This window comes from bacterium, from assembly GCA_017744355.1.
In the GTDB taxonomy this organism is placed as follows: Bacteria; Cyanobacteriota; Sericytochromatia; order S15B-MN24; family UBA4093; genus JAGIBK01.
Map to the genome: position 1 here is coordinate 1 of JAGIBK010000011.1, position 24221 is coordinate 24221.

A 24221-nucleotide genomic window follows, 5' to 3' on the forward strand; every position below is an offset into this window, starting at 1 on the left:
TCTACCTGGACGCCTACAAGGGCACCCGCGACAACGCCATCGGCGCCGACGTGGCCCGCCTGCGCACCATCCTCCAGTGGACCAGCACCGGCTGGAAGAGCATCTCCGGACCCAGCGTCGTCATCAACCCGCTGACCACCGCCGTCGCCGTCATCCAAGGCCTCGTGTCCGGCAGCGTGGCGGCCACCGCCACCCTCGGCACCGTCTCGGGCACCACCGTCACCACGGGCAACGGCACCCTCAACGGCAACTGGAGCACAGTTCAGACCCTGGTGAAGGACCTGCTCGCCAAGGACCAAGACCCGCTCGCGCGCATCGTCTACCGGAACGCTGCCTTCCGGGTCGCCCCGAACCTCGCTCAGCCCCTTGTCGTCGAGAACTTCCGCAGCGGCACCTTCGCGGACACCCGGGTGGACGACTCGGGGGATCTCCTGCTGAGCGCTCCTCGCCCTGCCCCGAACGAGCCGGCCTCAGAGCTTGCGTACTTCTCGGCCTCGGGAGTCGCGCCGGATACTGCCGGCACGGTCGTCAGCGACGGCACGTACCTGTACGTGAAAACCTGGAATCAGTACGGCGCTCGCACGCCGACCCACCTGGTGTTCAAGAAGATCGGCACCGGCTTCAACGGGACCGTGCGCGGCGCCAACTACGGCACCGTCGGTCCCTCGACCGCCGTGAGCTTCGGGGCCGCCTACTGGAAGGGGTATATTTACATCCCCGTCCACGGCGTGGGCAACGAGAAGAAGATCCAGCAGCTCTCCACGACCACCGGCAACCTCGTGACCCTGGACATCCCGACCCCCATTGTCTTCCGCAACACCGGCACCCTGACCTCCGGCGATCCGAGCCACCTGATCACGAGCGACGGCACGTACGTCTACAACCTGGCCTACGGGATCGGCGACGGTGCCAACAATGGCTTCACCGTCCAGATCTTCGACCCAGCCCAGGGCTTCAAGCTGGTGCGGCACTTCACCATGGACACCAGCTCGTACTACTGCGACGGCGTCGTTTGCGACGGCACCTACATCTACCCGATGGAGTGGGGCGCGGGGCGCCGAATGCGGCGCTACCGCCTCGCGGACGGCGTGCGCGAAGCGGAGTGGACCTTCCAGCAAACCGGCTACGTCGGCAACTACCAGCCCGACGAGAACAATCCGGTCTCGGGTGCATGGGACCCCGTCAACCGGGTTTTCTGGTTCGGGAACCTCGGCAACGAGAAAGTCCACCTGGTGCGTGGGGGGAATTTCATCCCCGACGGTACCTGGGAATCCGCCGTGCTCGATACGGGGACTGCGAGCCCGTACTTCAACCGGCTGAACTGGAAGGGCGAACTCAACGGTAACAACGGCCTGAGCTTCCAAGTGCGCTCAGCCGCCTCGCCGGCCGCTCTCGCCTCGGCCACCTGGTACGGCCCGACGAGCACGACGGACGCCTATACCGCAAGCGGCCTCTCCTTGAACCCGGTCCACAACAAGCAGCGCTACCTCCAGATCCGCGCCACCCTCTCCTCGGCGGATCTCAAGACCAGCCCGACGCTCTCTCAGCTGAGCGTCGAGGTCCTGCCGTAGGAGGCCCCATGAAGCACCGCGCCTTCATCCTCTCGGCCCTCGTCGCCACCAGCGGCGTCATCGGCTGTGCCTTGGTGCCGCCCTCCGCCCCTCAGGCCCCCGACATCGCCGTCCAGGTCGCCCCCAAGCTCGTCGGGACGGTCGCCTTCCCCGAGGCCCGCGAAGTCGCCGCCACCACCACCGAGATCACCCAGCGCGCCACCATCGCCCTGCTCGATACCGCCAACCAGACCGTCGCCGCCACCGTCACCGACGCTGCGGGCGCCTTCACCCTCGACGTCAGCGGCGCCTTCACCCCCACCCCCGGCAGCTATTACACCCTCGAGGCCATCAAGACCCTCAAGAGCGCCACCAGCGCAGGCACCGCCGTGCGCATGAGGACCCTCCTGCACTGGAGCGGCACCGCCTGGAACTCCTGCTCGGGGGCCGTCACCCTCGCCATCAGCCCGGCCACCACCGCCGTCGCCCTGATCAGGGCCACCCAAAACAGCGTCACCTTCGCCGAGACCATGGGCGTCGTCACCGGCAGCACCATCACCTCGGCGAACCCCACCCTGAGCGCCCACGGCGCGAACGTCCGGGAGCTGGTGCGCGATCTGCTCTGGCGCGACCTGGACCCCGTCGCCCGGATCGCCCTTGCCAACGGCACCTACGCCCCTTTGCCCGAGCGAACCATCGTCGCCTCCGCCAACATGGGCACCGGCACCTTCGACGGCACCGTCTCGTTGCTGGACGGCTCGGTCCAGCTCAAGGGCTCGCTGCCTCGGCCAAGGGCCGAGAGCGAGGCCACCGCGAGCGTTACGGGCATCAACAGCACGGCGATCCTCGCGAGCGACGGGGTCCACCTGTACAGCAAGCCTTGGGATGCGAGTTCAGCGAACCCTCGCACCTGGACGCGCATCGGCTCGGGCTACGGCGGCACCACCTTCGGGACGAACTACCTCTCTTACGGCCCCACCATGGACACCACCGAGGGCGGCACCTTCTTCGGCGGCTTCATCTTCCAGATCCAGGCGGGTATCGGCAACAACGGCAAACTCTGGCGTATGAACGTCGTCAATGGCGCCACCGACTCCGTCACCGTCTCACCCCCCATGCTCAACCGGAGCACCGGATTACAGGATCGCGGCCACTACCTGGCCACCGACGGCACCTACTTCTACAATGGCGCCTACTCGATCAACAACGGCGGCTTCAACGGCTACACCCTGAGGGTGTACGACCCCAGCACCCGCGCGCTCTTGCGCCAGATCTACCTGGACGGCGCCAACACCCCCTTGGCCAACACCTCGTACTACTCCGACAGCATCTTCGTCGACGGCGTCTACATGTACGCCTTCGAGTGGATGGACGGCGGCATCGCGCGCTTGCGCCGCTATCGCCTCGCAGACGGCCAGCTGGAGGTCGAGACGACCGTCCCGAACGCCTACCCGAGCGATGGCCCCCTGGGCGGCACCTTCGACTGGGTAAACAACAAATTCTTCTTCGGCACTCACCTCTCCACGATCCTCCACCGCACCGCCGGCCGCACTTTCCCCACCTCGGGCACCTGGATCAGCACCCCCATGGACATGGGCAACGGTGCGCCGGTCTTTAAGCGCCTGAACTTCAACGCCGTCGCCGTCAACGGCCAGACCGTCCGCCTCCAGATCCGCTCGGCAGGCAGCGAGGTCGGCCTCGCGGGTGCTGTCTGGTACGGCCCCACCGGCACCGGCGACAGCTACGCCGTGAGCGCCGCGAGCATCAACCCCATCCACAACGGCGATCGCTGGGTACAGGTACGCGCAACGCTCGCTCCCGCCATCCAGAACGCCACGACCGGCCTCGCCACCACCCCCCGCCTCTACGGCGTCAACTTGGAGGCCATCCGATGACCCCGCTGCGAATGAGCCGAACGGGTTTCGCCGTCCTCGCCGTGTCCCTCTGCGTCGGCTGCCACCTCGCAGGCGCCGGGACGAGCCTCGCCCCCTCACCGACGGCGGCCTCGTACCCGGACGAGATCACGGGCCAGGCGACCCAAGGCGCCCTCTCGGTCAGCATCCAATGGCCCCGGCGAACGCAGGTGATCCCCACCAGCGCCCAGCGCCTCTCCTTCGTGCTCAGCGGCCCTCACCCTCAATCGCTGGACGTCCTGCGCCCCCCCGGCGAGGCCCCCGTCAGCGTCGCCACCATGAGCGTCGAGGTGGGAACGGGTTACCGCCTCGACGTGAGCGCCTTCGACGCCTCACCCCAGGCGAGGCTCGTCGCGGCGGGGCAGAGCGCCCTTTTCAACGTGAAAGCCAACGAGATCGCCAAGGTCCGCATCCGGCTCGCCAGCACCCTGAAGCCTGTCATCACGGGCTTTTCGCCCGACAACGGCGGCCCCGGCGCAAGCGTCGAGATCTACGGCCAGTACCTCGGCTACGAGCGCGGCCTGATGCCCGACTTCCTGTTCGGTGAGAGCTCGACGACCCAGCGCTATCCGGCGCAGGACGGGACCGCCTCGACCCTCGTGCCGCTCGATGCGGTGAGCGGGGCGATCGCCCCTGTCGTAGACGGTGTTTCGGGCGAGGCCTTCGGCACCTTCACCGTGCTCAAGGCGATCGCCATCCATCCCTTATCGCTGAGCGTGGCCTCCGGGAGCACCGCCTCGTTCGAGGCGATCGCGACCACCTCGGCGAACGCGCCCTTCGCGGGCACGCCTGCGGTGCAGTGGAGCGCCTACGCGCCCTACAAGGGTGAGCAGGCGGGCTACCGCGTGGCGGGGATCATCACCGACCCCACACCCGAGCCGCCTCCTTACCCTGGCCAGATCGACCCGTGGGGCGTCTTCACCGCCGATGGCGCCACGGGGACCTTCGAGGTCGCCATCCTCTCGGGCAGGCTGCTCGCCACCGCGAGCGTCACGGTCACCGAATGAGCAAGAGGGCCCCGGGCGACTGCCCGGGGCCCTCTTGGCTCGAGAAGGGTATTAGCGCGACTCAGCGACTACCGACCCCTTGGAGAGGTAGGTGATGGCCTTGAGGCTGGTCTGCTGCCAGGTGATCTTGCGCGAGTAGAGGATCTTGATGGGGTAGCGCTTGTCCTCGGCGAGCTCCATCTGCTTCATGATCCACTTGAGCAGCGACTTGATGCCGCTCGAGTTGAGGAAGCCCAGCTCGGTGAAGTCCGCCTCGACCTTGGGGATGCTGTGCTCGATGACCTGGGTGTGGACGTTCTCCAGGAAGGGGTCCAGGAACTCCCCCGGGTTCATGTGGTCGATGGTCCCTGCAAACTTGAGGACGACCCCGCCGTCCTCTCCGTCCACGACCTTGATGGACGTCTTGTCCGTGGCGTAGGGCTCGATGTTCACGGGCATTACGCTACCAATCCTTTCGCTGATTCCGGCAACTTGAAACTTGCCTCGATAATAACACTGTTGTGATTCGTAATAAGGTTCAGTTCTGCTTCACCCTCGGCGCGGATTCTCGCGAGGCCCAGCTGACTCTTGTCGCTCATCAGGCTGTCCTGCATCTTCGCGATGTACATCTCCATGGGATCCCCCTGGATGATGACGGCGAATTCCGCCTGGAGCACATCGAAGTGGGCGGGATCCGCCTCATTCTGAACCGAGACGACCACCCGGTCTTCTTGCACGCGCATGGTGCAATTCACCGGCGCGTCCGGCGAGACCGAGTACTTGACGGCATTTTCCAGCAGTTCGTGCGCCGACATGGCGATCTTGTCGGACAGATCCTCGTCCCCGAAGGAATGGCCACAGAAGCTCGCCATGAAGATCCGGGTGCTCGAGATCATGTTCCACCAGCGCGGACTGAACGTGATCGAAGCCCCTATTTCTGTCGCGGTCATTGACATAGGTTCTCCTTGTGCCGGGGTCAAGCGTCCTGCTTGCCCTTTTCATGCTCGAGGAGGCGGTTTTGCGCCTCTTCGTAAAGGTCGTAGAGGCCGAGAGCCGCTTCGAGCTTGGCCTGTTCGGCCGTGAGCTGGTTCTGCGTCTCTTCGTACAGGTCGTAGAGCCCGAGGGCGACCTGGACCTTCTCCTCTTCGGCCTTGAGCTTCTTCTGGGCCTCCTCGTAGAGGTCGTAGAGGCCGAGGGCGGCTTCGAGCTTCTGCTCTTCGGCCTTCAATTGTTGCTGCGTCTGCTCGAAGAGGTCGTAGAGGCCAAGGGCCACCTCCACCTTCTTCTCTTCGGCCATCAACTGATGCTGGGTCTGCTCGTACACGTCGTAGAGCTCGAGCGCGGCATCCAGCTGGCGCTCGTGGCGCTCCTGGCTGCGGCGGTAGTCGCAGGCCATCGCGGCCATGGCGACCAGCAACTCGGCGGCCTGCACCTGCTCGGGCGAGAAGGGTTCCTGGCGGCGCAGGGCGAGCACGCCGACCACCCCCGAGAAGCCCCGCAGCGGGAAGATCTGCACCCAGCGACCGTCGGCATCCTGGTGAGCCCCCAGGGAGGCGGGCCCGGCAGGGGCCTCCTCGGGCGCGAAGGAATCGCAGGTGCGACCCGTCCGGTCCATCGCGAGCATCGGCACGCGCATGCCGGGGGCCCGGAGGCAGCCCTCGGCGGCTTCCGTCGCTTCGATCGCCGTGGCGACCAGCAGGGCCGGCAGGGTTTCCTTGGAGAGGTCATCGACCAGGCGGCGTGCAAACGTGTTGTACGTGGACCACTTCATGCTTGAGACGCTCCTTCACCAACGAAGCTGCTTATACCCTCAAAGCGAGCGACAAAACCTGCTTCCTTGCTCGATTTCGCTTGCTTTGTCGGAATCTGTGAGTCAACTGCGAGGCGGGGCCTGTATTTTTGAGAAGTGACCGGGTAAGTAAGGGAAGCGAGCGAACATCGAGAGGATCGACATGAACGCGAACACCAGCGACCCCAAGGAATTGAGCGCGGGGCTCTCCCGCCCCCACCCCACCGTTACGGGATCGCTCGGGACCCTCGCGACCGCCCATGATGCCTTTGCGCGGGTCACGGCGCTGGGCGAGCTGCCTTTCGTGCTGCTGACGCACGCCATGGGGGTCACTGGCGCCGAGGCGGGGGCCGTGTACGACACGGCAGGCGAGATGCTCGCCGTGAGCCCCGAGGCGTCGGCGACGCTCGGGCCGGTGCCGCGAGACCTTTCGCTCGACACCCCTGTCCGGCGCGACGCTTGTCTCTACCTGCGCGCGCGCATGCATGAGGAGGCAGAGCTCGTCCTCGCGCTGCGCCTGGCGACGATCCCGGCAGACCCGGCGGTCCTCGACGAGCAGCTTCTGCTCCTTTCTCGCTTCGCGTGCGATCGCGCGGGCTACCTCCTGGCCCGGCGCGAGGCGGACGTGGCCAAGTCCCAGGCCAAAGAGGCACACGAGCGCCAGATGGAGATGGCCCTCAACCTCTACGACCTGTACGAGGCGGCTCAGCAGCAGGCCATCACCGACGGCCTCACGGGCCTCGCCACCCACGCCTACTTCCAGGAGCGCCTGGCCGACGATCTCAGCGAGAGCCTCGAGACCCCGTCGCCCTTGAGCCTCATGATCTTCGACCTGGACCACTTCAAGTCGATCAACGACAACTACGGCCACCAGGCAGGCGACATGGTGCTCAAGGAAGCCGCCGCCATGCTCAAGGAGAGCCTGAAGCCCACGGACCTGCCCGCGCGCTACGGCGGCGAGGAGTTCACCATCATCCTGCCGCAGACGAGCGAGGACGAAGCCTTTGCGGTTGCCGAGCGCCTGAGGCAGACGCTGGCCGACAAAGAGATCCCCATCTCGCCCGAGCGGAGCCTGAAGGTCACCGCCTCGATCGGCCTGGCCGCCTTGACCCCGGACATCCAGACGCCAAAGGAACTCATCAAGCGCGCCGACGCGGCCCTCTACGCGGCCAAGAACGGCGGCCGTAACCGCGTCATGCGCGCCACCGGCCCCGCGGCCGAGGCCGTCAACGCCATCGGGGCTCCGCGCAAGGGCTCGCACGAGATGTTCCTCGCCCTCGCCCGCGCCCTCTCGGCGGCCATCGAGCTGCGCAGCCCCATGCTGCACGGTCACTCGGAAGCGGTGGGAGACCTGGCGCTACGGATGGGCAAGGTCCTGGGCCTCGCCGCCGATAAGCAAGAAGCCCTCATGATCGCCGGGATGCTGCACGACGTGGGGATGCTCGCCCTTCCCGACTCGGTGCTGCTCAAGACCTCGGGCCTCGACAACACGGAGTGGGAGCAGATGAAGTCCCACTCCCAGGCAGCCGTCACCATCCTCTCGCGCTTCAGCACCTTCGCCGGACTGCGCGAGGCGGTCCTGTACCACCACGAGCGGTGGGACGGCAAGGGCTACCCCGAGGGGCTCGGCGGCAACGCCATCCCGCTCGGAGCCCAGATCCTCGCTTTGTGCGACACCTACGACGCGCTCACGCGCAGCGGGTACGCCTTTGGACGCAGCATGACCCACGCCGAGGCGATCGCAGAATTGCGCCGCTGCGCGGGTGGCCAGTTCAACCCCGAGCTGGTCGAACTCTTCGCCGGGATGTTCTAGATGACCGAACCAACGCCTCACGTCCCCCTCGATCCCATCGCCCTCGCCGAGACGCTCGCGCAGACCCGCGCCGAGCTCGAAGCGGCGCGCGAGACCATCCAGCGCCTCTCGCTGATCGACCCGGTCACGGGCCTGGCCAACCGCGCCCTGCTCCACGACCGCCTGGATCGCACCCTTGCCCAGGCCCGGCGGCACGGCCGACTCTTCGGCATCTGCTTTCTCAACCTCGATCGCTTCCACGTGATCAATGAGACGCTCGGCCATGCCGTGGGCGATCGCCTGCTGGCAGCGATCGCCGACCGCCTGCGTGCTTGCGTGCGAGACCACGACACCATCGCCCGGGTTGGCGGCGACGAGTTCTGCGTCCTCTTGACCGACTTCAACGCCCCTCAGGACGTGGCCCGGGTCGCCCAGCGCATCCTCGACGCCTTTGCCGAGGTCTTCCCCCTCGACGGGCACGAGGTCTTCATCACCCCGAGCGGGGGGATCAGCCTCTTTCCCGCCGACGGCGAAGAGGTCGAGCCCCTGCTCAAGAACGCGAGCGCGGCCATGACCGAGGCCAAGGCGCACCGCAACCACTTCCGGTTCTACACCCCGACCATGAACGCCAACGCCGCCGAGCGCTTCGCCCTGGAGGGCGCCCTGCGCAAAGCCCTGGAGCGCAACGAGCTCAGGCTCCACTACCAGCCCCAGTTCGACATCGAGACCGGCCGGATCGTCGGCGCCGAGGCCCTCGTCCGCTGGCAGCACCCCGAACGCGGGCTGATCCCCCCCGGGGTCTTCATCCCGATCGCCGAGCTCACGGGCCTCATCCTGCCCATCGGCGAGTGGATTCTCCAGACGGCCTGCGAGCAAGCAGCCGCCTGGCAACGGGCGGGGCATCCTGCCATCCGCATCTCCGTCAACCTCTCGGCACGGCAGTTCAGGGGCCAGAACCTCGCCGAGATGGCGGGGAACGCGCTGCTCCAGAGCGGTCTGAGCGCCGATCTGCTCGAGTTCGAGCTGACCGAGAGCATCCTGATGGAGAACGTGGAGGCGACCAACCGCACGCTCTCGCAGCTGGAGGCCATGGGCGTCCACCTGTCCATCGACGACTTCGGCACCGGCTACAGCTCGCTGAGCTACCTCAAGCGCTTCCCCATCGGCATGCTCAAGGTCGATCGGGCCTTCGTTCGGGACGTCACCACCGACCCGGATGACGCGGCCATCGTCAAGGCCATCATCGCCCTGGCGCACGGCCTTCAGCTCTCGGTCCTGGCCGAAGGGGTCGAGACCACTGAGCAGCTCGACTTCCTGCGCGAGCACGGCTGCGATCTGGTCCAGGGGTTCCTGCTGGGCAAGCCGGTGCCGTCCGAGCAGTTCGAGGAGCTGCTGCGCGGGGCGGGAACCTACAAGCCGCTCGACGCGTAGCAATCACGCCAACAAAACGAGGGCCGCGCTCGATGAGCGCGGCCCTCGTGGGGTTCATCCGGCTAGCGGATTAAAGGCCCCACATCTTCTGGAGGTCTCCGACCTTGCCGCCGAAGGTGCCGCCGACGCTGAGGGCGGTGACGGTCAGGGTCGTGCCGTTGAAGGACACGCCACCGACGTCAGCCGTCAGGTTGGGGGTGAGGGCCACCCGCGAGCCGACGTTGAGGCTGTTGGTCGTGGCGCCGGCGAAGTTGGCCGTGTCGCTGATGACCAGGGTCCAGCGCGACATGAGGGGCAGCTCGTAGGCCAGGTCCAGGCGGGGGGACACGGCGTTGCCGGCGTTGTTGAGGGTCACGCCGAAACCGGGCACGACGTGCAGGTTACCGGGGCCGAGGGCCCAGAACGAAACGGGCAGCGAGACGCCCAGGGGCAGGTTGAAGGTGCTGCCCGCCGAGTTGAAGCTCAGGCCCACGTTGCCGCCGACGGCCACCGACAGGGCGCCGGCGTCGACCAGGATCATCTTGCCGTAGAAGTTCGGGGTGCCGAGGCCGAAGCCGGGGTTCAGGCTGACGCCGAAGGGGCCGGTGAGGCCGACTTCGAGGTTGTTGCCCATACCGACCGAGAGGCTGGTGAAGCCCATGACGGCGTTGCCGTCGCCCTGGACCTGGGCGCGCTCGACGCCACCGATGTTGGTGCGGCGGAACTGGTCGTCACCCGAGGCGACGGCGCGGCCACCCGCGGCAACGGCGGCCTTGGCGGCGGGAGCCGACTTGGAGGGCGCGCTGGTCTTCATCTGGGCGAAGGCGGGGCTGGCGACGGTGGTCGCGAGAGCCGCGATCGCAAGGGCGTTCATATAACGCATGCGGATGATCTCCTTTGCTGTGTTGGAAAAGTGCGTTCAAAATCGCTGGAGCATTAAAGCATACTTGAGTCGCCGCGCACAGCACGGCGATCACAAACGAAAAATAATCAAGCGCGCTCGATAGCCGCGAGCATCCTTCCCGAACGCTCGCCTTCCCGGCGATAGGAGAAGAACAGATCGGTCGAGCAATGGGTGCACAGACCGCTCACGTGGATCGCCCCCACCCCGGCTGCTGCCAAGAGCTGGCGATTGGCCTCCTGGAGGTCCACGAAGGCCGCCTCCCCCTCGCGTCGGACCACGCGCTCGGGCGCACTCAGGTGGCCGAGGGCTTCGACGACCTCCTCGCCGACCCGGTAGCAGCAGCCCTTGATCGAGGGGCCGATGGCCGCCCGCAGGTCCGCGGGCTGCGCGCCGTAGCGCTCCGCGAGGGCCTCGACCGCAGCCGTCACGGCCCCCTTGGCGGTCCCACGCCAGCCCGCGTGCACCGCCGCCACCGCGCCGGTGCGAGCGTCCTCGATCAGGATGGGAACGCAATCGGCGACGAAGACCCCGACCGGGGTCGCCGGGCGGTCCGTGATCACCACGTCGCCCTTGGCCCCTTCCGGGACCGGGGCCGCGTGGACGTCGGCCCCGTGGACCTGGTGCGCCACCTGGATCGGACCCGAGAAACCCCCGGCCGACACGAAGCGCTCCCGGTTCGCGAGCACCCGCGAGCGCTCGTCACCCGACGAGAGGCCCAGGTTCAGAGAGGCGTAGGGCGCCTCGCTCGTCCCGCCCTGCCGGGTGGAGAAGGCGTGGCGACTTTCGAGCGCGGTGCAGCGGATCAGGGCGACCTCGCCCTCTCGAACGACCTCGAAGGCCATGCTAAGAGCACCTCACAAAATCTGCATGTAGGGCCACCGCTCGCCGCTCTAAGCGGCTTGGTGGAACAATTTTGTTCGGCACTCTAGATCGCCTTGTGGAAGACCAGGATCGCGCGCTTCTGCTGGAAGCCGACCCGCTCGTACATGGCCTTGGCCTGGTCGTTGTGACCGTCCACGATCAGCTCGAGGGCGGGCAGCTCCTCGTCGCGGGCGAACTGGGCAGCCTTGAGCAGGATGTTGTAGCCGAGGGCCTTGCCCCGGAACTCGGGGAGAACGCCGAACTCGAAGATGCGCGCGGCGCCCTCGTGGGTCTCAGCGTCCATCTGGCGGTCGATGAGCACCGTGGCCACCGCCACGTCCCGGCCGTCGTGGGTCACGAAGAACGAGCCGCGGGGGTTGAAGTCGGGGCGCTGCTTCCAGCGCTCCAGCTCGCCGCGGTTGACCGGGGCGAAGTCCCAGTGCTCGGCGAAAGCGGCGTTGAGCAGGCCGAGGAAGGCGTCCTCGTCGATGCCCTGGCGGAAGGAACGGAAGGAAAAGCCCTCGGGCAGAGAAGGCGCGGGCAGATCCGCGAGGTCCGCGTGGCGGAGCTTCCAGAAGTAGCGCACCAGCTGGAAGTCGTGCTTGAGCAGGAAGGTCTGGGAGCTGACCACCCCGGCGGGGATGGCGATGCTCAGGTAACGGCCGCCCCACTCCTGACCCTTCTGGATCGCCGCCTTGATGAGCAGGGTGCCCACGCCGGAGCGCTGCTCGTCGGGGTGGACGTGAAGCGCGTCGATGTTGACCCGGCCCTGCGACATGAGCGAAGGATCGGTGTAGAGGTGGACGTAGCCGCGCACGGCCCCGTTCACCTCGGCCACCAGGATCTCGCTGGTGAGCTGGAGGTCGCTCGCGTCCGACGGCGGGCGCACCCGGTCGACGGTCATCGAGTAGAAGTCGGGCGAGATCGCGATCGAGGCGTTGCGGATCTCGGCCACCTGCGGCAGGTCGCTGATCTCGAACTTGCGGATCCGAATGTCGCCGGTGTGCTTGGCTAGGGTCTCCATCGAACCTCCTTCGAGGGGGACGCCATCGTCCCCCGGCTCACCACACTATTACGCGCTGACCAGTTCGTTCACCACTCCGACGCAGCGATCGCAGAGCGTCGGATGCGCCGCGCTCTCGCCCACCATGAGCGAAAAGGTCCAGCACCGCTCGCACTTGGTGCCGGGCGCCGTCTGGACCGTGACCCCCAGGTCGCCCTCGGCCTCGAGCTGGTCGCTCGCGGGCGCCACCGTGACGTGCGAAACGATGAGCAGCTTGGGCAGGCTCTCGCCAAGGCCCTTCAGCAGGTCGTGGACCGCCTCGGTGCGGGGCACCAGCGTCACGGCAGCCGCCAGGCTGGTGCCGATCTGCTTGGCCTGACGCGCCTCTTCCAGGGCCTTGTTGATGGTCTCACGCAGGGGGATGAGGGCGTTGTAGCGCTTGGCGATCGCCTCGTCCATCTTGGCGGGATCCGCCTTGGGCCAGTCGCGCAGAAAGACGCTCGGCGCATCCCCCTTGAGCGAAGGCGAGAGGTGCTGGTGGATGTCCTCGGCCAGGTGCGAGAGCACCGGGGCGACCATCAGGGTCAGGGCGTGCAGAATTTCGGCGAGCACCGTCTGAGTGCTGCGGCGATCGTGGGCGTTGGGCGCCGACGCGTAGAGACGATCCTTGACCACGTCCAGGTAGAAGCTGGAGAGATCCACCACGCAGTAGTTCTGGATGACCTGGTAGAAGCGGTAGAACTCGAAGCGGTCGAAGGCCTGGGTGACCTCGCCGATGACCTCCTGCAGGCGGTGCAGGGCGTAGCGATCGAGCTCGGTGAGCTGATCGACCGGCACCGCGTGGCGGGCGGGCTCGAAGTCCGAGAGGTTGCTGATCAGGTAGCGAGCCGTGTTGCGGATCTTGCGGTAGACCTCGGCGAGCTGCTTGAGGATGAGCTCCGAGATACGCACGTCGCCGGTATAGTCCACGCTCGACACGTACAGGCGCAGCACGTCGGCGCCGTAGTGCTTGATGACCTCCATGGGCTCGACGATGTTGCCGAGCGACTTGGACATCTTGCGGCCCTGGCCGTCCATGGCGAAGCCGTGGGTCAGGACGGTCTTGTAGGGCGCCACGCCCCGGGTGGCGATCGCGGTCAGCAGCGACGACTGGAACCAGCCGCGGTACTGGTCGGCGCCCTCCAGGTACAGGTCCGCCGGGAAGCTCAGCTCGGGCCGCGCTTCGAGAACCGACGACCAGCTGGAGCCCGAGTCGAACCAGACGTCCATGATGTCGGTTTCCTTGCGGAAGTCATGGCCGCCGCACTTGGCGCAGGCCGTGCCCGCAGGCAGGAGGTCCTTGGCGTCGTGGACCCACCAGGCATCCGCGCCCTCGACGGCGAACTTGGAAGCCACTGCCTCGATGGACTCGGGGTTCAAGAGGGGCTCATTGTCGGCCTGGCAGTAGAAGACCGGGATGGGCACGCCCCACGACCGCTGGCGCGAGATGCACCAGTCGGAGCGGTCGGCGACCATGTTCGAGATGCGGACCTCACCGAAGCCGGGGAGCCACTCCACGCCCTTGATGGCGTCGAGAGCAGCCTGGCGGAAGCCGTCGATGGAGGCGAACCACTGCTCGGTCGCCCGGAAGATGACCGGGTGCTTGCAGCGCCAGCAGTGAGGATACGAGTGGCTCAGGTCCTTGTGGCCGAGAAGCACGCCCAGGCGGCCCAGCTCCTCGATGATCACCGCGTTGGCCTTCGAGTAGTGCTGGCCGGCCACCAAAGGCCCCGCCTCCTCGATGAAGATGCCGCGGTCGTTGAGCGGAGCAAGCACGTCCAAGCCGTACTTCTGACCGACCTCGTAGTCCTCGACGCCGTGGCCGGGGGCGGTGTGGACCGCGCCGGTACCGGTCTCGGTCGTCACGTGGTCGCCCAGGATGACCGGGCTCTCGCGGTCCAGGAAGACGTGACGATAGCGGGCGCCTTCGAGCAGGGCGCCCTTGAAGGGCTCACCCACGCGGGTCGCGGTGAGGGCGGTGTCGGCGAGGAAAGCGTCGACCAGGTCCTCGGCCACCACCAGGTAGCCGTGCTCGGCAGTGTCGAGCACGACGTAGCTGATCTCGGGGCCGAGCGCGATCGCGAGGTTCGCGGGCAGGGTCCAGGGGGTGGTGGTCCAGATGGCCATGTTCACCGGGCGATCGCCCTTGGCCAAGAGGTCATGGACCAGCGTCGCCGTGGCCGGGACCGAGACGAGCGGGAAGCGCACGAAGATCGAGGGGCTGACGTGGTCGGCGTACTCGACCTCGGCCTCGGCCAGCGCCGTGGTGTCGAAGGAGCACCAGTAGACCGGCTTGAGGCCCTTGTAGATGTAGCCCTTCTGAGCCATCTGGCCGAAGACGCGGATCTGCTGCGCCTCGAAGGCGGGATCCATCGTCACGTAGGGGTGATCCCAGTCGCCGAAGCCACCGAGGCGCATGAAGTGACCCTTCTGGCTCTCGATGGACTTGAGGGCGAACTGGCGGCTGAGACGGCGCACTTCAAGAGGCGCCAGGTCCTGATGCTTGGCCTTGAGCTCCTTGAGCGCGGCGAGCTCGGTGGGCAGGCCGTGGGTGTCGTAGCCCGGCACGAACGGCGCGCGGAAGCCCGCGAGGTTCTTGTACTTGACCACGATGTCCTTGAGGGTCTTGTTCATCGCGTGGCCGATGTGGATCGCCCCGGAGCTGGAATAGGGGGGGCCGTCGTGCAGGATGTAGGACGGCGCCTCGGCGCGGCGCTCTTGGAGGCGCTCGTAGATACGCTGCTCTTTCCAGAGGGCCTGGATTTCGGGCTCACGCGCCGCCGAGTTGGCGCGCATGGGGAAATCCGTCGAGGGGAGATTGACTGTCTGCTTGTATTCCAAGTTGAAGCGCTCCTGAAAGACCACGCACCGACCATCGGCACGGCAAGGCATCCCTTTTATTCTACGGCATCCCTGGTGCGAAGCAAAGGCGAACGGCCCCCCGCGCGCAAAAACGCCGCCGGCCCCCGCCGAAGCGGGGGCCGACGAAGGCGTTCGAGCTTAGAAGGGCCGGCGGAAACCGCCACCCCGCAGGAACTCGGGGATATCAGGCTGCTGAGCACCCGCGGGGGCCTCGGGCTGGGCAGGGGCCACGGGCGCGACCGGCACCGCCTCGGCACCGGGGGCCACGGGCGCGGCAGGAGCCACGGGCGCCGCGGTGACCGCGGGGGACACCACCGCCTGCTGAGCGGCGGGCTGCTGCGAGGGGACCGAGATGGCCTGCTGCTGGGTGCGGCCGTCGAAGCCGGTGGCGATGACGGTGATGCGGATCTCGCCCTGGAGGCGCTCGTCGATCACCGAGCCGAAGATGATGTTGGCGTCGGAGTCGACCGCCGCGTAGATGACCTCGGCCGCCTCGTTGACTTCGTACAGGGTCAGGTCGTGGCCGCCGGTCACGTTGAAGATGACGCCCGACGCGCCGTGGACCGAGGTCTCGAGCAGGGGGCTGCTGACGGCCATCTTGGCCGCCTCGACCGCGCGACCTTCGCCGGCGCCGAAGCCGATGCCCATCAGGGACGAGCCCGCGTTGGACATGACCGACTTCACGTCGGCAAAGTCTACGTTGATCAGGCCGGGGATGGTCAGGATGTCCGAGATGCCCTGGACGCCCTGGCGGAGCACATCGTCGGCGATGTGGAAGGCTTCCTGCATGGAAGTGCGCTTCTCGATGACCTGGAGGATCTTGTCGTTCGGAATGATGATGAGGGTGTCGACCTTCTCGCGAAGGGCGGCGATGCCCTGCTCGGCCTGCTGGGCGCGACGGCGACCCTCAAACATGAAGGGACGGGTCACGACGCCGACGGTAAGCGCCCCGACTTCGCGGGCCACCTCGGCCACGACCGCGGCCGCGCCGGTACCGGTGCCGCCGCCCATGCCGGCGGTGATGAAGACCATGTCCGCGCCGTCGAGGGCGGCGATCAGGTCATCGCGGCTCTCCTCGGCGGCCTTCTGACCGATGGAAGGGTTACCCCCCGCTCCGAGACCACGGGTCAGCTTGGCGCCAATCTGGAGGCGGCGCTCCGACTGAGCGAGGGCCAGGGCCTGAGCGTCGGTGTTGAGGGTCCAGAACTCGACCCCGGTCAGCGAGCTGGCGATCATGCGGTTGATCGCGTTCGAGCCGCCCCCGCCGACGCCAACGACCTTGATGTCGGCGCTCAAACCAGCCTTATCAGTGATATCGAACACGGTGGTTTTCCTGTAACCTTCCTAAAATGTCCAAAAGCGACCGAGAATGAGCCGCCGAATCATGGCGAGGTTTTCGAAGATCCGGACCCCGAAGACCACGATGGCCGCGAGGTACAGATCGATGCCGAGCTGGTCCCCGAGGTAGGTGAGCCCCGCAGCGAACAGCGTGTTCGCCGTGAAACCGCTGATGAACGCCGCCAGGCCGAAACGCCCCTCGAGACCGGAGCGAACGCCCCCGAAGCCGGTATCCAAGGCCGCGAGGATAGCCACCGCGAAATACTTGGAGTAGACCTGGGGGATACTGAGCGGCGCGATAGCCCCCAGCAGGATCCCGACGATAAGACCCCCGAGCGTGACGAGTGCCCCGATCATGATTGCACTTCCTGGGCCGGCACGGGTTTAGCGTACCGATAGTGGCTTCCGCCGCTGTACATGGGGATCAAAACCTCAGTTTTCTTAGAAATACTAACTTGGATTCCGTAGAATTGCAAGTATTCTATAATCCCGCCCCTCAAGCCCAGGGCGGCGCTCATGGTATCAGGATTCCCAATCGCTTTGATGACAAAAGGCGGCGTGATACGCGACTGATTGACCAGGATGGTGGAGCCGGCGCAGGTGATCTCGCTGGTATCCACCAGGCGCTGCTCGTTGATCGAGACCGCCTCAGCCCCGCCGGCGCGCAGTTCGTTGACCAGGCGCAGCAGATCGTCGTTGTGGACGATCGCGATGTTCGGATCCTCGCCCTTCTGTAGGGGCTTGGCCGAATCCTCGACGGAGACCTCGAGGCCCTGGCCCTTGAGGGCGACCGATCCGGCCGCGAGCTCGCCGACGCCACCCTGAGGACTCTTGCCGGAGGTCTCACGCTCGGTACGCAGACGCACGAGCTCCTTTTCGAGGTCCGCCTTGGCCGACTCGGCGTTCCTCAGCATGACCACAAGGTCCTCGGCGCGGCGGCTGGGCGGCGCTTCGCGGTAGTCCCGCTGATTCTTGATCTGAGTGGAAAGCAGGAACCCCATGACCACGGAAACGAGGGCGACGGGCAACTGCCAATTGTTCTTCATGCTAATGGGTCGCCTCAAAGGCTCGGATGGTGGGCGCCTCAGGGAATCGAAGGTCGATATATTCTAGCCTCTTACCGCCCTGGCGCGCTAGGGGGAGAAGGTGCGCAAATACGCGGAACTTCTCGTCCAGCGCCTCGGAGTTGCCGAGCTGCACCTGGACCCCGTCGATCCGCGCCGACCACGAGGCCGGATCGCGCATGTCCACCACCCCGACGCTGCCCTTGGGCCAGGTGTCCAGAAGGCGACGCAGTGCCGCGCGATCGCTAGTCCCCAACGACTGGCTCGCCACGTGGACGCCGAGGACGATCGCCTTCTCAGGCTTGGCGCCCGGCGGCAGGGTGAAGGCCGTCCCCTCCGAATCCAGATAGGTCGGCGCGGCGCGGCCCTCGACCCGCACCACCGGCACCCGCTCCTGCAAGACGATCTCGACCCGCGCGGGGAAGAGCCAGCGCCGCACCTTCACGTCCTCGACGGCTTCGAGCTTCAGCAGGCGCGCCCGGATGACCTGCGGGTCGATCCGAAAGAGCGGCAAGCCCTTGTCCCCCAGCGCCACCCTTCGCGCGTACTGCGCGTCGATGCGCTTGGCGCCCTCGATCCGGACCTCGCCGGTCCACAGCCACTGGGGCATCCGCCACAGGGCGACCAGCGCCCCGCCCAGGACGAAGGCCTGGATGAAGCCCCAGGGACCGCGGCCCGAAAAAGGGCGGTTGCTCAAGCCCGGCTCTCCGGAACACCGACCGTGCAGCCGACGCCGCGGACCTCAGGGTGGAGCCAGAGGCCGTGGGCCGCATGGACCCGCCGCTGCACCTCGACGATGAGCGAGAGCAAGTCCTCGGCCTTGGCGCCGCCCATGTTGACGAAGAAGTTGGCGTGCACCTCGGAGACCTGGGCGCGACCGACGGTGAGGCCCTTGCAACCCGCCTCCTCGATGAGGCGGCCGGCCGAGGTCCCGGGCGGGTTGGTGAAGACAGACCCCGCCGAGAGGCCCTGAGGCTGACGGGCGCGACGCCACTTGGCCAGCTCCGAAACGGCTTGCTGCACCTCGGCCTTGGGCTTGGGCTCGGTCCGAAGCACCGCTTCGAGAACCACCCCGCCCTCGTCATGCAGGCGCGAGTGGCGGTAGGAGTAGCCCATCTCGGCGTTGGAGAAGACCCGGATCGAAAGGTCCGGCATCAGGACCGTGGCCTCGACGAGGAAGTCGGCCATGCAGGCCCCGTGGGCTCCGCCGTTCATGAAGACCACCCCGCCCAGGGTGCCGGGGATGGTCGTGAGGAACTCGAAGCCCCCGCGGTCCTGCTCGGCGCAGGCCTTCATCAGGATGTTGGTGGCGCAGCCGGCCCCGGCCCGAACCGTCTCACCCTCGACCGAGACCGCGCCCATGGCGCTGCCCAGCCGGATCACAAGGCCGTCGAAGCCCTCGTCGGAAATCAGGAGGTTGCTGCCCTTGCCCAGCACGAAGACCTTGAGCCCCTCGCGCGCGGCCCAACCGAGCGCTTCTTGCAGAGCAGGCACCGAGTCCGGCTCGAAGAAGTAGCGCGCGGGTCCGCCGACCCGCCACGAGGTGAAGGGGGCAAGAGGGACGTTCTCCCGAAGGGCGATCGAGGTCATCATCAGGTGTGGCTCACGGGCGGGACCAGGGAATTCTCCCGGGCGGAGAGGGCGGACAACAGGGAATCTGCAACCTGATAGACGTTACCCGCTCCCATCAAGAGGACCAGGTCCCCCGGCTCCAGCAAAGGAGCCATGGCGGCCACCACCGCCGCGTGATCAGGGCAATGGCGAACGCCGGCGGGCAGGGACTCGGCCTGCATGCGCTCGACCAGCTTGTCGCTAGTGGCGCCGTTGGGGGCCTCGCCCGCGCTGTAGACGTCCATGACCGCGACCCCGTGGGCGCCCTCGAAGGCCTTGGCGAAGTCCTCGAAGAGAGCGGCGGTACGGGTGTAGCGGTGGGGCTGGAAGATGACCCAGGTGCGGCGGCCCATCAGGCTCGCCGCCTGCAAGGTCGCCCGGATCTCGGAGGGGTGGTGCGCGTAGTCGTCCACCACCGTCACCCCGTGCGCGGTGCCCTTGGTCTGGAAACGACGGCCCACCCCGCAGAAAGCCTCGAGGCCCGGGCGGATGGCGTCGGGCGCAAGGCCCAGGAGGCCGCTCGCGACGATGGCTGCCGCCGCGTTGAGGACGTTGTGACGGCCGGGGACCTGGACGCGGTAGGGAACGCCTGCGAGCGCGAAGCTCGCCCCGGTCCCTTCGAGCACCTCGCCTTCGAGGCGGTGCATGGCGTCCTCGGAGAAGCCGTAGGTCTGGACGCGGCCCGTCAGGCGCGGCAGGACGGCGCGCACCCCGGGGTCGTCGATGCAGGCCACCACCGAGGCCCCTTCGGGCAAGCGGTTGAGGAAGCCCACCATGACCTCGTAGATCTCGTCGAGGCCCGAGTAGTGCTCAAGGTGGTCCCCTTCGAGGTTGGTCAGGATGGCGATCTCGGCCGTCAGGCGACTGATGGACTTGTCGGACTCGTCGGCCTCTGCCACGAGGAAGGGACCGTGACCGGTGCGGGCGGTGCCCCCGATGGAGGGCAGGTGACCGCCGACCAGCACCGTGGGGTCGAGCTCCGCCCCGAGCAGGATCGAGGCGACCATGCCGGTCGTGGTGGTCTTGCCGTGGGTACCGGCAACCGCGACGGTGCGGTGGCCGGCCATCAGATCGGCGAGCAGCTCGGAGCGGTGGCGAACGGGCAGACCATGCGCCCGGGCGTAGGCGAGCTCGGGGTTGGTCTCACCCACCGCGGTCGAGACCACCACCACCTCGGCTCCCTCGACGTTCTCGGCGCGATGGCCCACGTGGACCCGGATTCCCAGGCCCGCGAGGCGCTCGGAGGTCGCAGAAGCCGCCTGGTCGGAGCCGCTGACGCGGCCGCCCCGCTCGTGCAGGATCTGGGCGATCGCGCTCATGCCGACGCCGCCGATGCCGATGAAGTGATGGGCGGGGGAAATCTTCACTGGGGACCTCATGTGGTGGGCGATGGCCAAGACGGCCCGTCCCCCCTTGGAGATATACGCAGGGGGAAGGCCGCCTTAACCGAGCTGACGAGTCTAGCTTACAATGCCGGGAGAGAATCGTGAAGAAGCAGCGAGCGTGAGGATCCTCCCGGCGATGACCTCGGCCGCCTCCGGCCGCCCAAAACGGCGGCTCGCCTGCCCCATGCGCTGGCGACACTCCGGATCGCTCATCAGACCGGACAGGGTCTCGCCCAGCCCCGACAGGTCCCGGTCGTCCAGGGCGAGAGCGGCTCCCGCCTCCATCAAGGCGCGGGCATTGGCAGGCTGGTCCTTGCCCCCGTGCTGGAAGGGCACCACGACCATGGGCTTACCGGCCGCCGTCAGCTCGGCGACGGTCGTGGCCCCAGCCCGCGAGAGGACCAGATCGCTCGCGGCGAGCGCGACCGGCAGATCTTCCATGTAGGGCACCAGGCGGTAGCGCTCACGCTGGCCCCGAGTGGCCTCTTCCACCTCGGCGTGGTCGTTCTTGCCCGAGACGTGCAGGATGGACCAGTCCTCGTGCGCGAGCAGGTCCGGCAGCGCCCCGGTCAGAGCGCGGTTGATCGAGCGCGCCCCGAGGCTGCCGCCCGTCACCACCAAGAGGTGCGGGGTCTCGACGAAGCCGAGCCGCGCGCGGGCCTCCTCCTGCGAGAGGGCATAGACCTCGCTGCGGATGGGATTGCCGAGGCAGTGGGCTTTGCCCTTCGGGAAGTAAGCGTCGCTCTCGGGGAAGGTGGTGGCGACCTCGCGCACCAGGCGCGAAAGCAGGCGGTTTGCGATCCCCGGGAAGACGTTCTGCTCGCAGATCATCGCAGGCACCCCTTCGAGGGCGGCGGCGATCAGGGCCGGGGCGCTCACGTAGCCGCCGGTGCCCACCACCACGTCGGGCTTGAGCTCCTTGAGCACGCGGCGCGCCTCGACCAAGGAGCCTGCGAGGGCCTTGGCGAAGCCCAAAAGCTCGGGGCCGATCTTGCGCGGCATCCCTTTGACCTCGACCGGATAGAAGGCATAGCCCGCCTGGGGCACCAGCGTCGCCTCGATGCGGTGCGGGGTGCCCATGAAGGCCACCCGGCCGTCGGGGTCCCGGCGCTTCAACTCGTCGGCCAGAGCCAAGGCCGGGTAGAGGTGCCCGCCCGTCCCGCCTCCGGCGAAGAGGACGACCTTGCCTTGGCTCATGCCCGTTCTCCTTGCTTGAGCAATCGCAGTTGGACCTGGGACTGGCGCGACACGTTGAGGATGATGCCCACCGAGAAGAGGGTGATGCACAGGCTGGTGCCGCCCGCCGAGAGGAAGGGCAGCGGGATGCCCGTGGTCGGCAGGGATGCCGAGACCACCCCGATGTTGACGAAGGCCTGGGCGCAGATGATGGTCGTCAGGCCGATGACGATCATCTGGTGGAAGGGGTTCTGGCTGCGCTTGGCGATCGCGAAGCCGCGCTGCGCGAAGAGCAAGAAGAGCGCGATCAAGGAAATGCTGCCGATCAAGCCGAGCTCCTCGGCCAGCACCGCGAAGATGAAGTCCGCATGCTGAATGGGCAAGTAAAAGAGCTTCTGCTTGCCTTGCCCCCAGCCGGTTCCGAAGACGCCGCCCGAGCCGATGGCCAAGAGCGACTGGATCAGCTGGAAGCCGATGTCCTTGGGGTACTTCCAGGGGTCCATGAAGGCGAGCCAGCGCAGGCGCTGGTAAGGGGTGGTCAGCGAGTGGGCCATGACCGCCGCCGAACCCATGAGCGCTAGCAGCCCCATCCGCCAGCCCGCCGTGCCGTTGAGCCAGAAGAGGACGTAGCAGGCGAGCGCGCATACCAGGGTGGTCCCGAGGTCCGGCTGGAAGAGCACCAGCCCCAGGGTGCCCGCGACCGGCAAGAGGATCTGGCGGTACTCCTTGACCAGGGTCCAGCCCTTGTCGGGGTGGCGCGCCAAAAAGTCCGCGACGAACAGGACCAGCGCGAGCTTGGCGAGCTCGGAGGGCTGGAGGGTGATGGGGCCGAGCTTGATCCAGCGGGTGGCCCCGTACACCGTCATGCCCACGTGCGGCACGTGGACGAGGAGCATGAGGATGCCCGAGACGAAGAGGGTGGGCTTGGCGTAAGAGCGGATCCGGTCGAGCGGCAGGGCCATCCCAACCGCCAGGGCCACCGCGCCGAGCGCACCCCAGATCACCTGCTTCTTGAAGAAGAACATGCTGTCCTTGAGCTGGACCTGGGCCGCAGGCGCGCTCGCCGACAGGATCATCAGGAAGCCGATGACCGTCAGCAGGATGGTGATGATGAGCAGCGAGACGTCGGGCCTGGCGCGCCAGCCCGTCTGGTTAAGGGTTCGCGGGCGCATCGGCAGGGGTCGTCTCACTCAGGCGATGGACCAGGGCCTTGAAGGACCGGCCCCGCTCCTCGAAGTTGGCGAACATGTCGAAGCTCGCGCAGGCGGGCGAGAAGAGCACCACCCCGCCGGGCACCGCGTGGGCGTGGGCTTCGCGGATGGCGCCTTCCAGGTCGCTCGCCATGGTGATGGCCTCGTAGCCGCCGGCCCGCAGCACCCGCTCGAAGTACGGCGCCGCTTCGCCCAACAGGACCACGTGGGAGACCCGGGCGCAGATGGCTTCGACCATGGGCGCGATCGCCCCGCCCTTGTCCCGGCCGCCCGCGATCAGCACCAGGGGCTCGGTGAAGGAGTCGATGGCCTTGACCGTCGAGTCGTAGTTGGTGCCCTTGGAATCGTTGAAGTAGGCGACCTCGGCGATCTTGCGGACCGGCTCGATGCGGTGCTCGACTCCCTTGAACTCCCGGATCGCCTCGGCGATGGCCGCGACGTCGAGCCCGAGGGCAACGCCAACCGCACTCGCCGCGAGGCAATTCTCGAGGTTGTGCTGGCCGCGCAGCGAGATGGCCTCGACAGGCAGGATCGGCGTGTCGACGCCGTGGACGCGGTGGACGATCCAGCCGTCGCTGACGACGAGGCCCGTCTCGAGGGCCTGGGTGCGGGAGAAAGCGAGGGCGCGCGCCGGCAGCGCTCCGATGAGGGGGGCGATAGCGGGGTCATCCGCGTTCAGCACTGCCCAGTCGTCGGCATCCTGCTTGGCGAAGAGACGCTTCTTGGCCTCCCAGTAGCCTTCGCGCGAGCCGTGACGCGTCAGGTGGTCGTCCGAGAAGTTGATCCAGACCGCCACCTTGGGCTTGAGATCCCGGACGGTCTCGAGCTGGTAGCTGGAGACCTCGGCCACCAGGTAATCGGCTTCGGTCTCGACGAGGGAGACGAGCGGCTGCCCGATGTTGCCGCCCACCGGAGCGACGCGTCCCGCCGCCTTGAGGATCTCGCCCACCAGGGTGGTCGTGGTGGTCTTGCCGTTGGTGCCGGTGATGGCGACCATGGGCGCGCGCGCAAGGCGGTAGGCGAGCTCCATCTCGCCGATCACCTCGACCCCGTCGGCCTCGGCAGCCTGCAGGATCGAGAGGTTGCGCGGCACGCCCGGGCTCACGACGATGAGGTCGGCATCGAGACACGCGCTCGAATGCCCGCCCGTCTCCACCTTCACCCCTTCGGGCACCTGAGCGAGCACCGCGTCGAGCTCCTCGGCGGTGCGCACGTCGCTCAGGATCACCTGGGCGCCCTTGGCCGCGAGGGCGCACGCCGCCGCGATGCCCGAGCGGGCGATGCCCAGGATGGCGATTCTCTTGTCCTGCCAGTCGGTCATGGTTGG

At 67.3% G+C, this 24221-nt stretch carries 21 protein-coding genes; 5 read left to right on the plus strand and 16 right to left on the minus strand.

The annotated features are described in order from the left end of the window. From J7643_19245 to J7643_19255, 3 genes are all read left to right on the plus strand, one after another. The coding region (locus J7643_19245) for a hypothetical protein (GenBank protein ID MBO9542729.1) at window positions 1–1571 on the plus strand (1571 nt) is incomplete at its 5' end. A gap of 8 nt (window positions 1572–1579) precedes the next feature. Then, entirely contained in the window at window positions 1580–3445 is a 1866-nt protein-coding gene (locus J7643_19250; GenBank protein MBO9542730.1) for a hypothetical protein, read from the plus strand. Then, the gene (locus J7643_19255; protein ID MBO9542731.1) at window positions 3442–4470 is read left to right on the plus strand and encodes a hypothetical protein; all 1029 of its coding nucleotides are present in this window, start codon (window positions 3442–3444) and stop codon (window positions 4468–4470) included. The genes J7643_19250 and J7643_19255 overlap by 4 nt, the downstream gene beginning before the upstream one ends. A gap of 51 nt (window positions 4471–4521) precedes the next feature. On the opposite strand, the gene J7643_19260 is transcribed toward J7643_19255, so the two are convergent. From J7643_19260 to J7643_19270, 3 genes are read right to left on the minus strand one after another with little or no spacing between them, the layout of a single operon-like run. Further along, window positions 4522–4908 (minus strand): hypothetical protein, encoded by a 387-nt coding sequence (locus J7643_19260; GenBank protein ID MBO9542732.1) that lies wholly within the window; start codon window positions 4906–4908, stop codon window positions 4522–4524. After that, window positions 4908–5399: a hypothetical protein gene (locus tag J7643_19265; GenBank protein MBO9542733.1), complete on the minus strand. Its 492-nt coding sequence runs from the start codon at window positions 5397–5399 to the stop codon at window positions 4908–4910. The genes J7643_19260 and J7643_19265 overlap by 1 nt, the downstream gene beginning before the upstream one ends. A 26-nt stretch (window positions 5400–5425) precedes the next feature. Continuing rightward, on the minus strand, window positions 5426–6220 hold the full coding sequence (locus J7643_19270; protein ID MBO9542734.1) for a hypothetical protein: 795 nt from the start codon (window positions 6218–6220) through the stop codon (window positions 5426–5428). Window positions 6221–6401: 181 nt separating this feature from the next. On the opposite strand from J7643_19270, the gene J7643_19275 reads away from it, so the two are divergent. Continuing rightward, window positions 6402–8051 carry a diguanylate cyclase gene (locus J7643_19275; protein ID MBO9542735.1) on the plus strand — a complete coding sequence of 550 codons (1650 nt, stop codon included), beginning with the start codon at window positions 6402–6404 and terminating at the stop codon, window positions 8049–8051. After that, entirely contained in the window at window positions 8052–9461 is a 1410-nt protein-coding gene (locus J7643_19280) for an EAL domain-containing protein (GenBank protein MBO9542736.1), read from the plus strand. 70 nt (window positions 9462–9531) lie between these two features. Here the strand turns inward: J7643_19280 and J7643_19285 are convergent, their stop codons facing one another. From J7643_19285 to murD, 13 genes are all read right to left on the minus strand, one after another. Then, window positions 9532–10323, minus strand: coding sequence for a hypothetical protein (locus J7643_19285; GenBank protein ID MBO9542737.1), 792 nt, complete (start codon window positions 10321–10323; stop codon window positions 9532–9534). 107 nt (window positions 10324–10430) lie between these two features. Then, window positions 10431–11186, minus strand: coding sequence for a peptidoglycan editing factor PgeF (pgeF, locus tag J7643_19290; GenBank protein MBO9542738.1), 756 nt, complete (start codon window positions 11184–11186; stop codon window positions 10431–10433). Window positions 11187–11269: 83 nt separating this feature from the next. Further along, window positions 11270–12229 (minus strand): GNAT family N-acetyltransferase, encoded by a 960-nt coding sequence (locus J7643_19295; GenBank protein MBO9542739.1) that lies wholly within the window; start codon window positions 12227–12229, stop codon window positions 11270–11272. 48 nt (window positions 12230–12277) lie between these two features. After that, the gene (gene ileS / locus J7643_19300; protein ID MBO9542740.1) at window positions 12278–15088 is read right to left on the minus strand and encodes an isoleucine--tRNA ligase; all 2811 of its coding nucleotides are present in this window, start codon (window positions 15086–15088) and stop codon (window positions 12278–12280) included. Window positions 15089–15247: 159 nt separating this feature from the next. Then, the gene (gene ftsZ, locus J7643_19305) at window positions 15248–16432 is read right to left on the minus strand and encodes a cell division protein FtsZ (GenBank protein ID MBO9542741.1); all 1185 of its coding nucleotides are present in this window, start codon (window positions 16430–16432) and stop codon (window positions 15248–15250) included. Between the two features lie 21 nt (window positions 16433–16453). Next, window positions 16454–16804, minus strand: coding sequence for a small basic family protein (locus J7643_19310; protein MBO9542742.1), 351 nt, complete (start codon window positions 16802–16804; stop codon window positions 16454–16456). Next, window positions 16801–17475, minus strand: coding sequence for a DUF881 domain-containing protein (locus J7643_19315; protein MBO9542743.1), 675 nt, complete (start codon window positions 17473–17475; stop codon window positions 16801–16803). The genes J7643_19310 and J7643_19315 overlap by 4 nt, the downstream gene beginning before the upstream one ends. A gap of 19 nt (window positions 17476–17494) precedes the next feature. After that, the gene (locus tag J7643_19320) at window positions 17495–18208 is read right to left on the minus strand and encodes an FtsQ-type POTRA domain-containing protein (protein ID MBO9542744.1); all 714 of its coding nucleotides are present in this window, start codon (window positions 18206–18208) and stop codon (window positions 17495–17497) included. Beyond that, complete coding sequence (gene murB, locus J7643_19325) at window positions 18205–19104, minus strand: UDP-N-acetylmuramate dehydrogenase (protein ID MBO9542745.1); 900 nt, start codon at window positions 19102–19104, stop codon at window positions 18205–18207. The genes J7643_19320 and murB overlap by 4 nt, the downstream gene beginning before the upstream one ends. After that, window positions 19104–20489 (minus strand): UDP-N-acetylmuramate--L-alanine ligase, encoded by a 1386-nt coding sequence (locus tag J7643_19330; GenBank protein MBO9542746.1) that lies wholly within the window; start codon window positions 20487–20489, stop codon window positions 19104–19106. The genes murB and J7643_19330 overlap by 1 nt, the downstream gene beginning before the upstream one ends. A gap of 93 nt (window positions 20490–20582) precedes the next feature. Next, a complete protein-coding gene (gene murG, locus J7643_19335) occupies window positions 20583–21704 on the minus strand; it encodes an undecaprenyldiphospho-muramoylpentapeptide beta-N-acetylglucosaminyltransferase (protein MBO9542747.1) in 1122 nt (373 codons plus the stop codon). Then, on the minus strand, window positions 21701–22855 hold the full coding sequence (gene ftsW / locus J7643_19340; protein MBO9542748.1) for a putative lipid II flippase FtsW: 1155 nt from the start codon (window positions 22853–22855) through the stop codon (window positions 21701–21703). The genes murG and ftsW overlap by 4 nt, the downstream gene beginning before the upstream one ends. Next, window positions 22836–24215 carry a UDP-N-acetylmuramoyl-L-alanine--D-glutamate ligase gene (gene murD, locus J7643_19345; protein ID MBO9542749.1) on the minus strand — a complete coding sequence of 460 codons (1380 nt, stop codon included), beginning with the start codon at window positions 24213–24215 and terminating at the stop codon, window positions 22836–22838. Before murD ends, ftsW begins: the two co-directional genes overlap by 20 nt. Window positions 24216–24221: the final 6 nt, after the last annotated feature.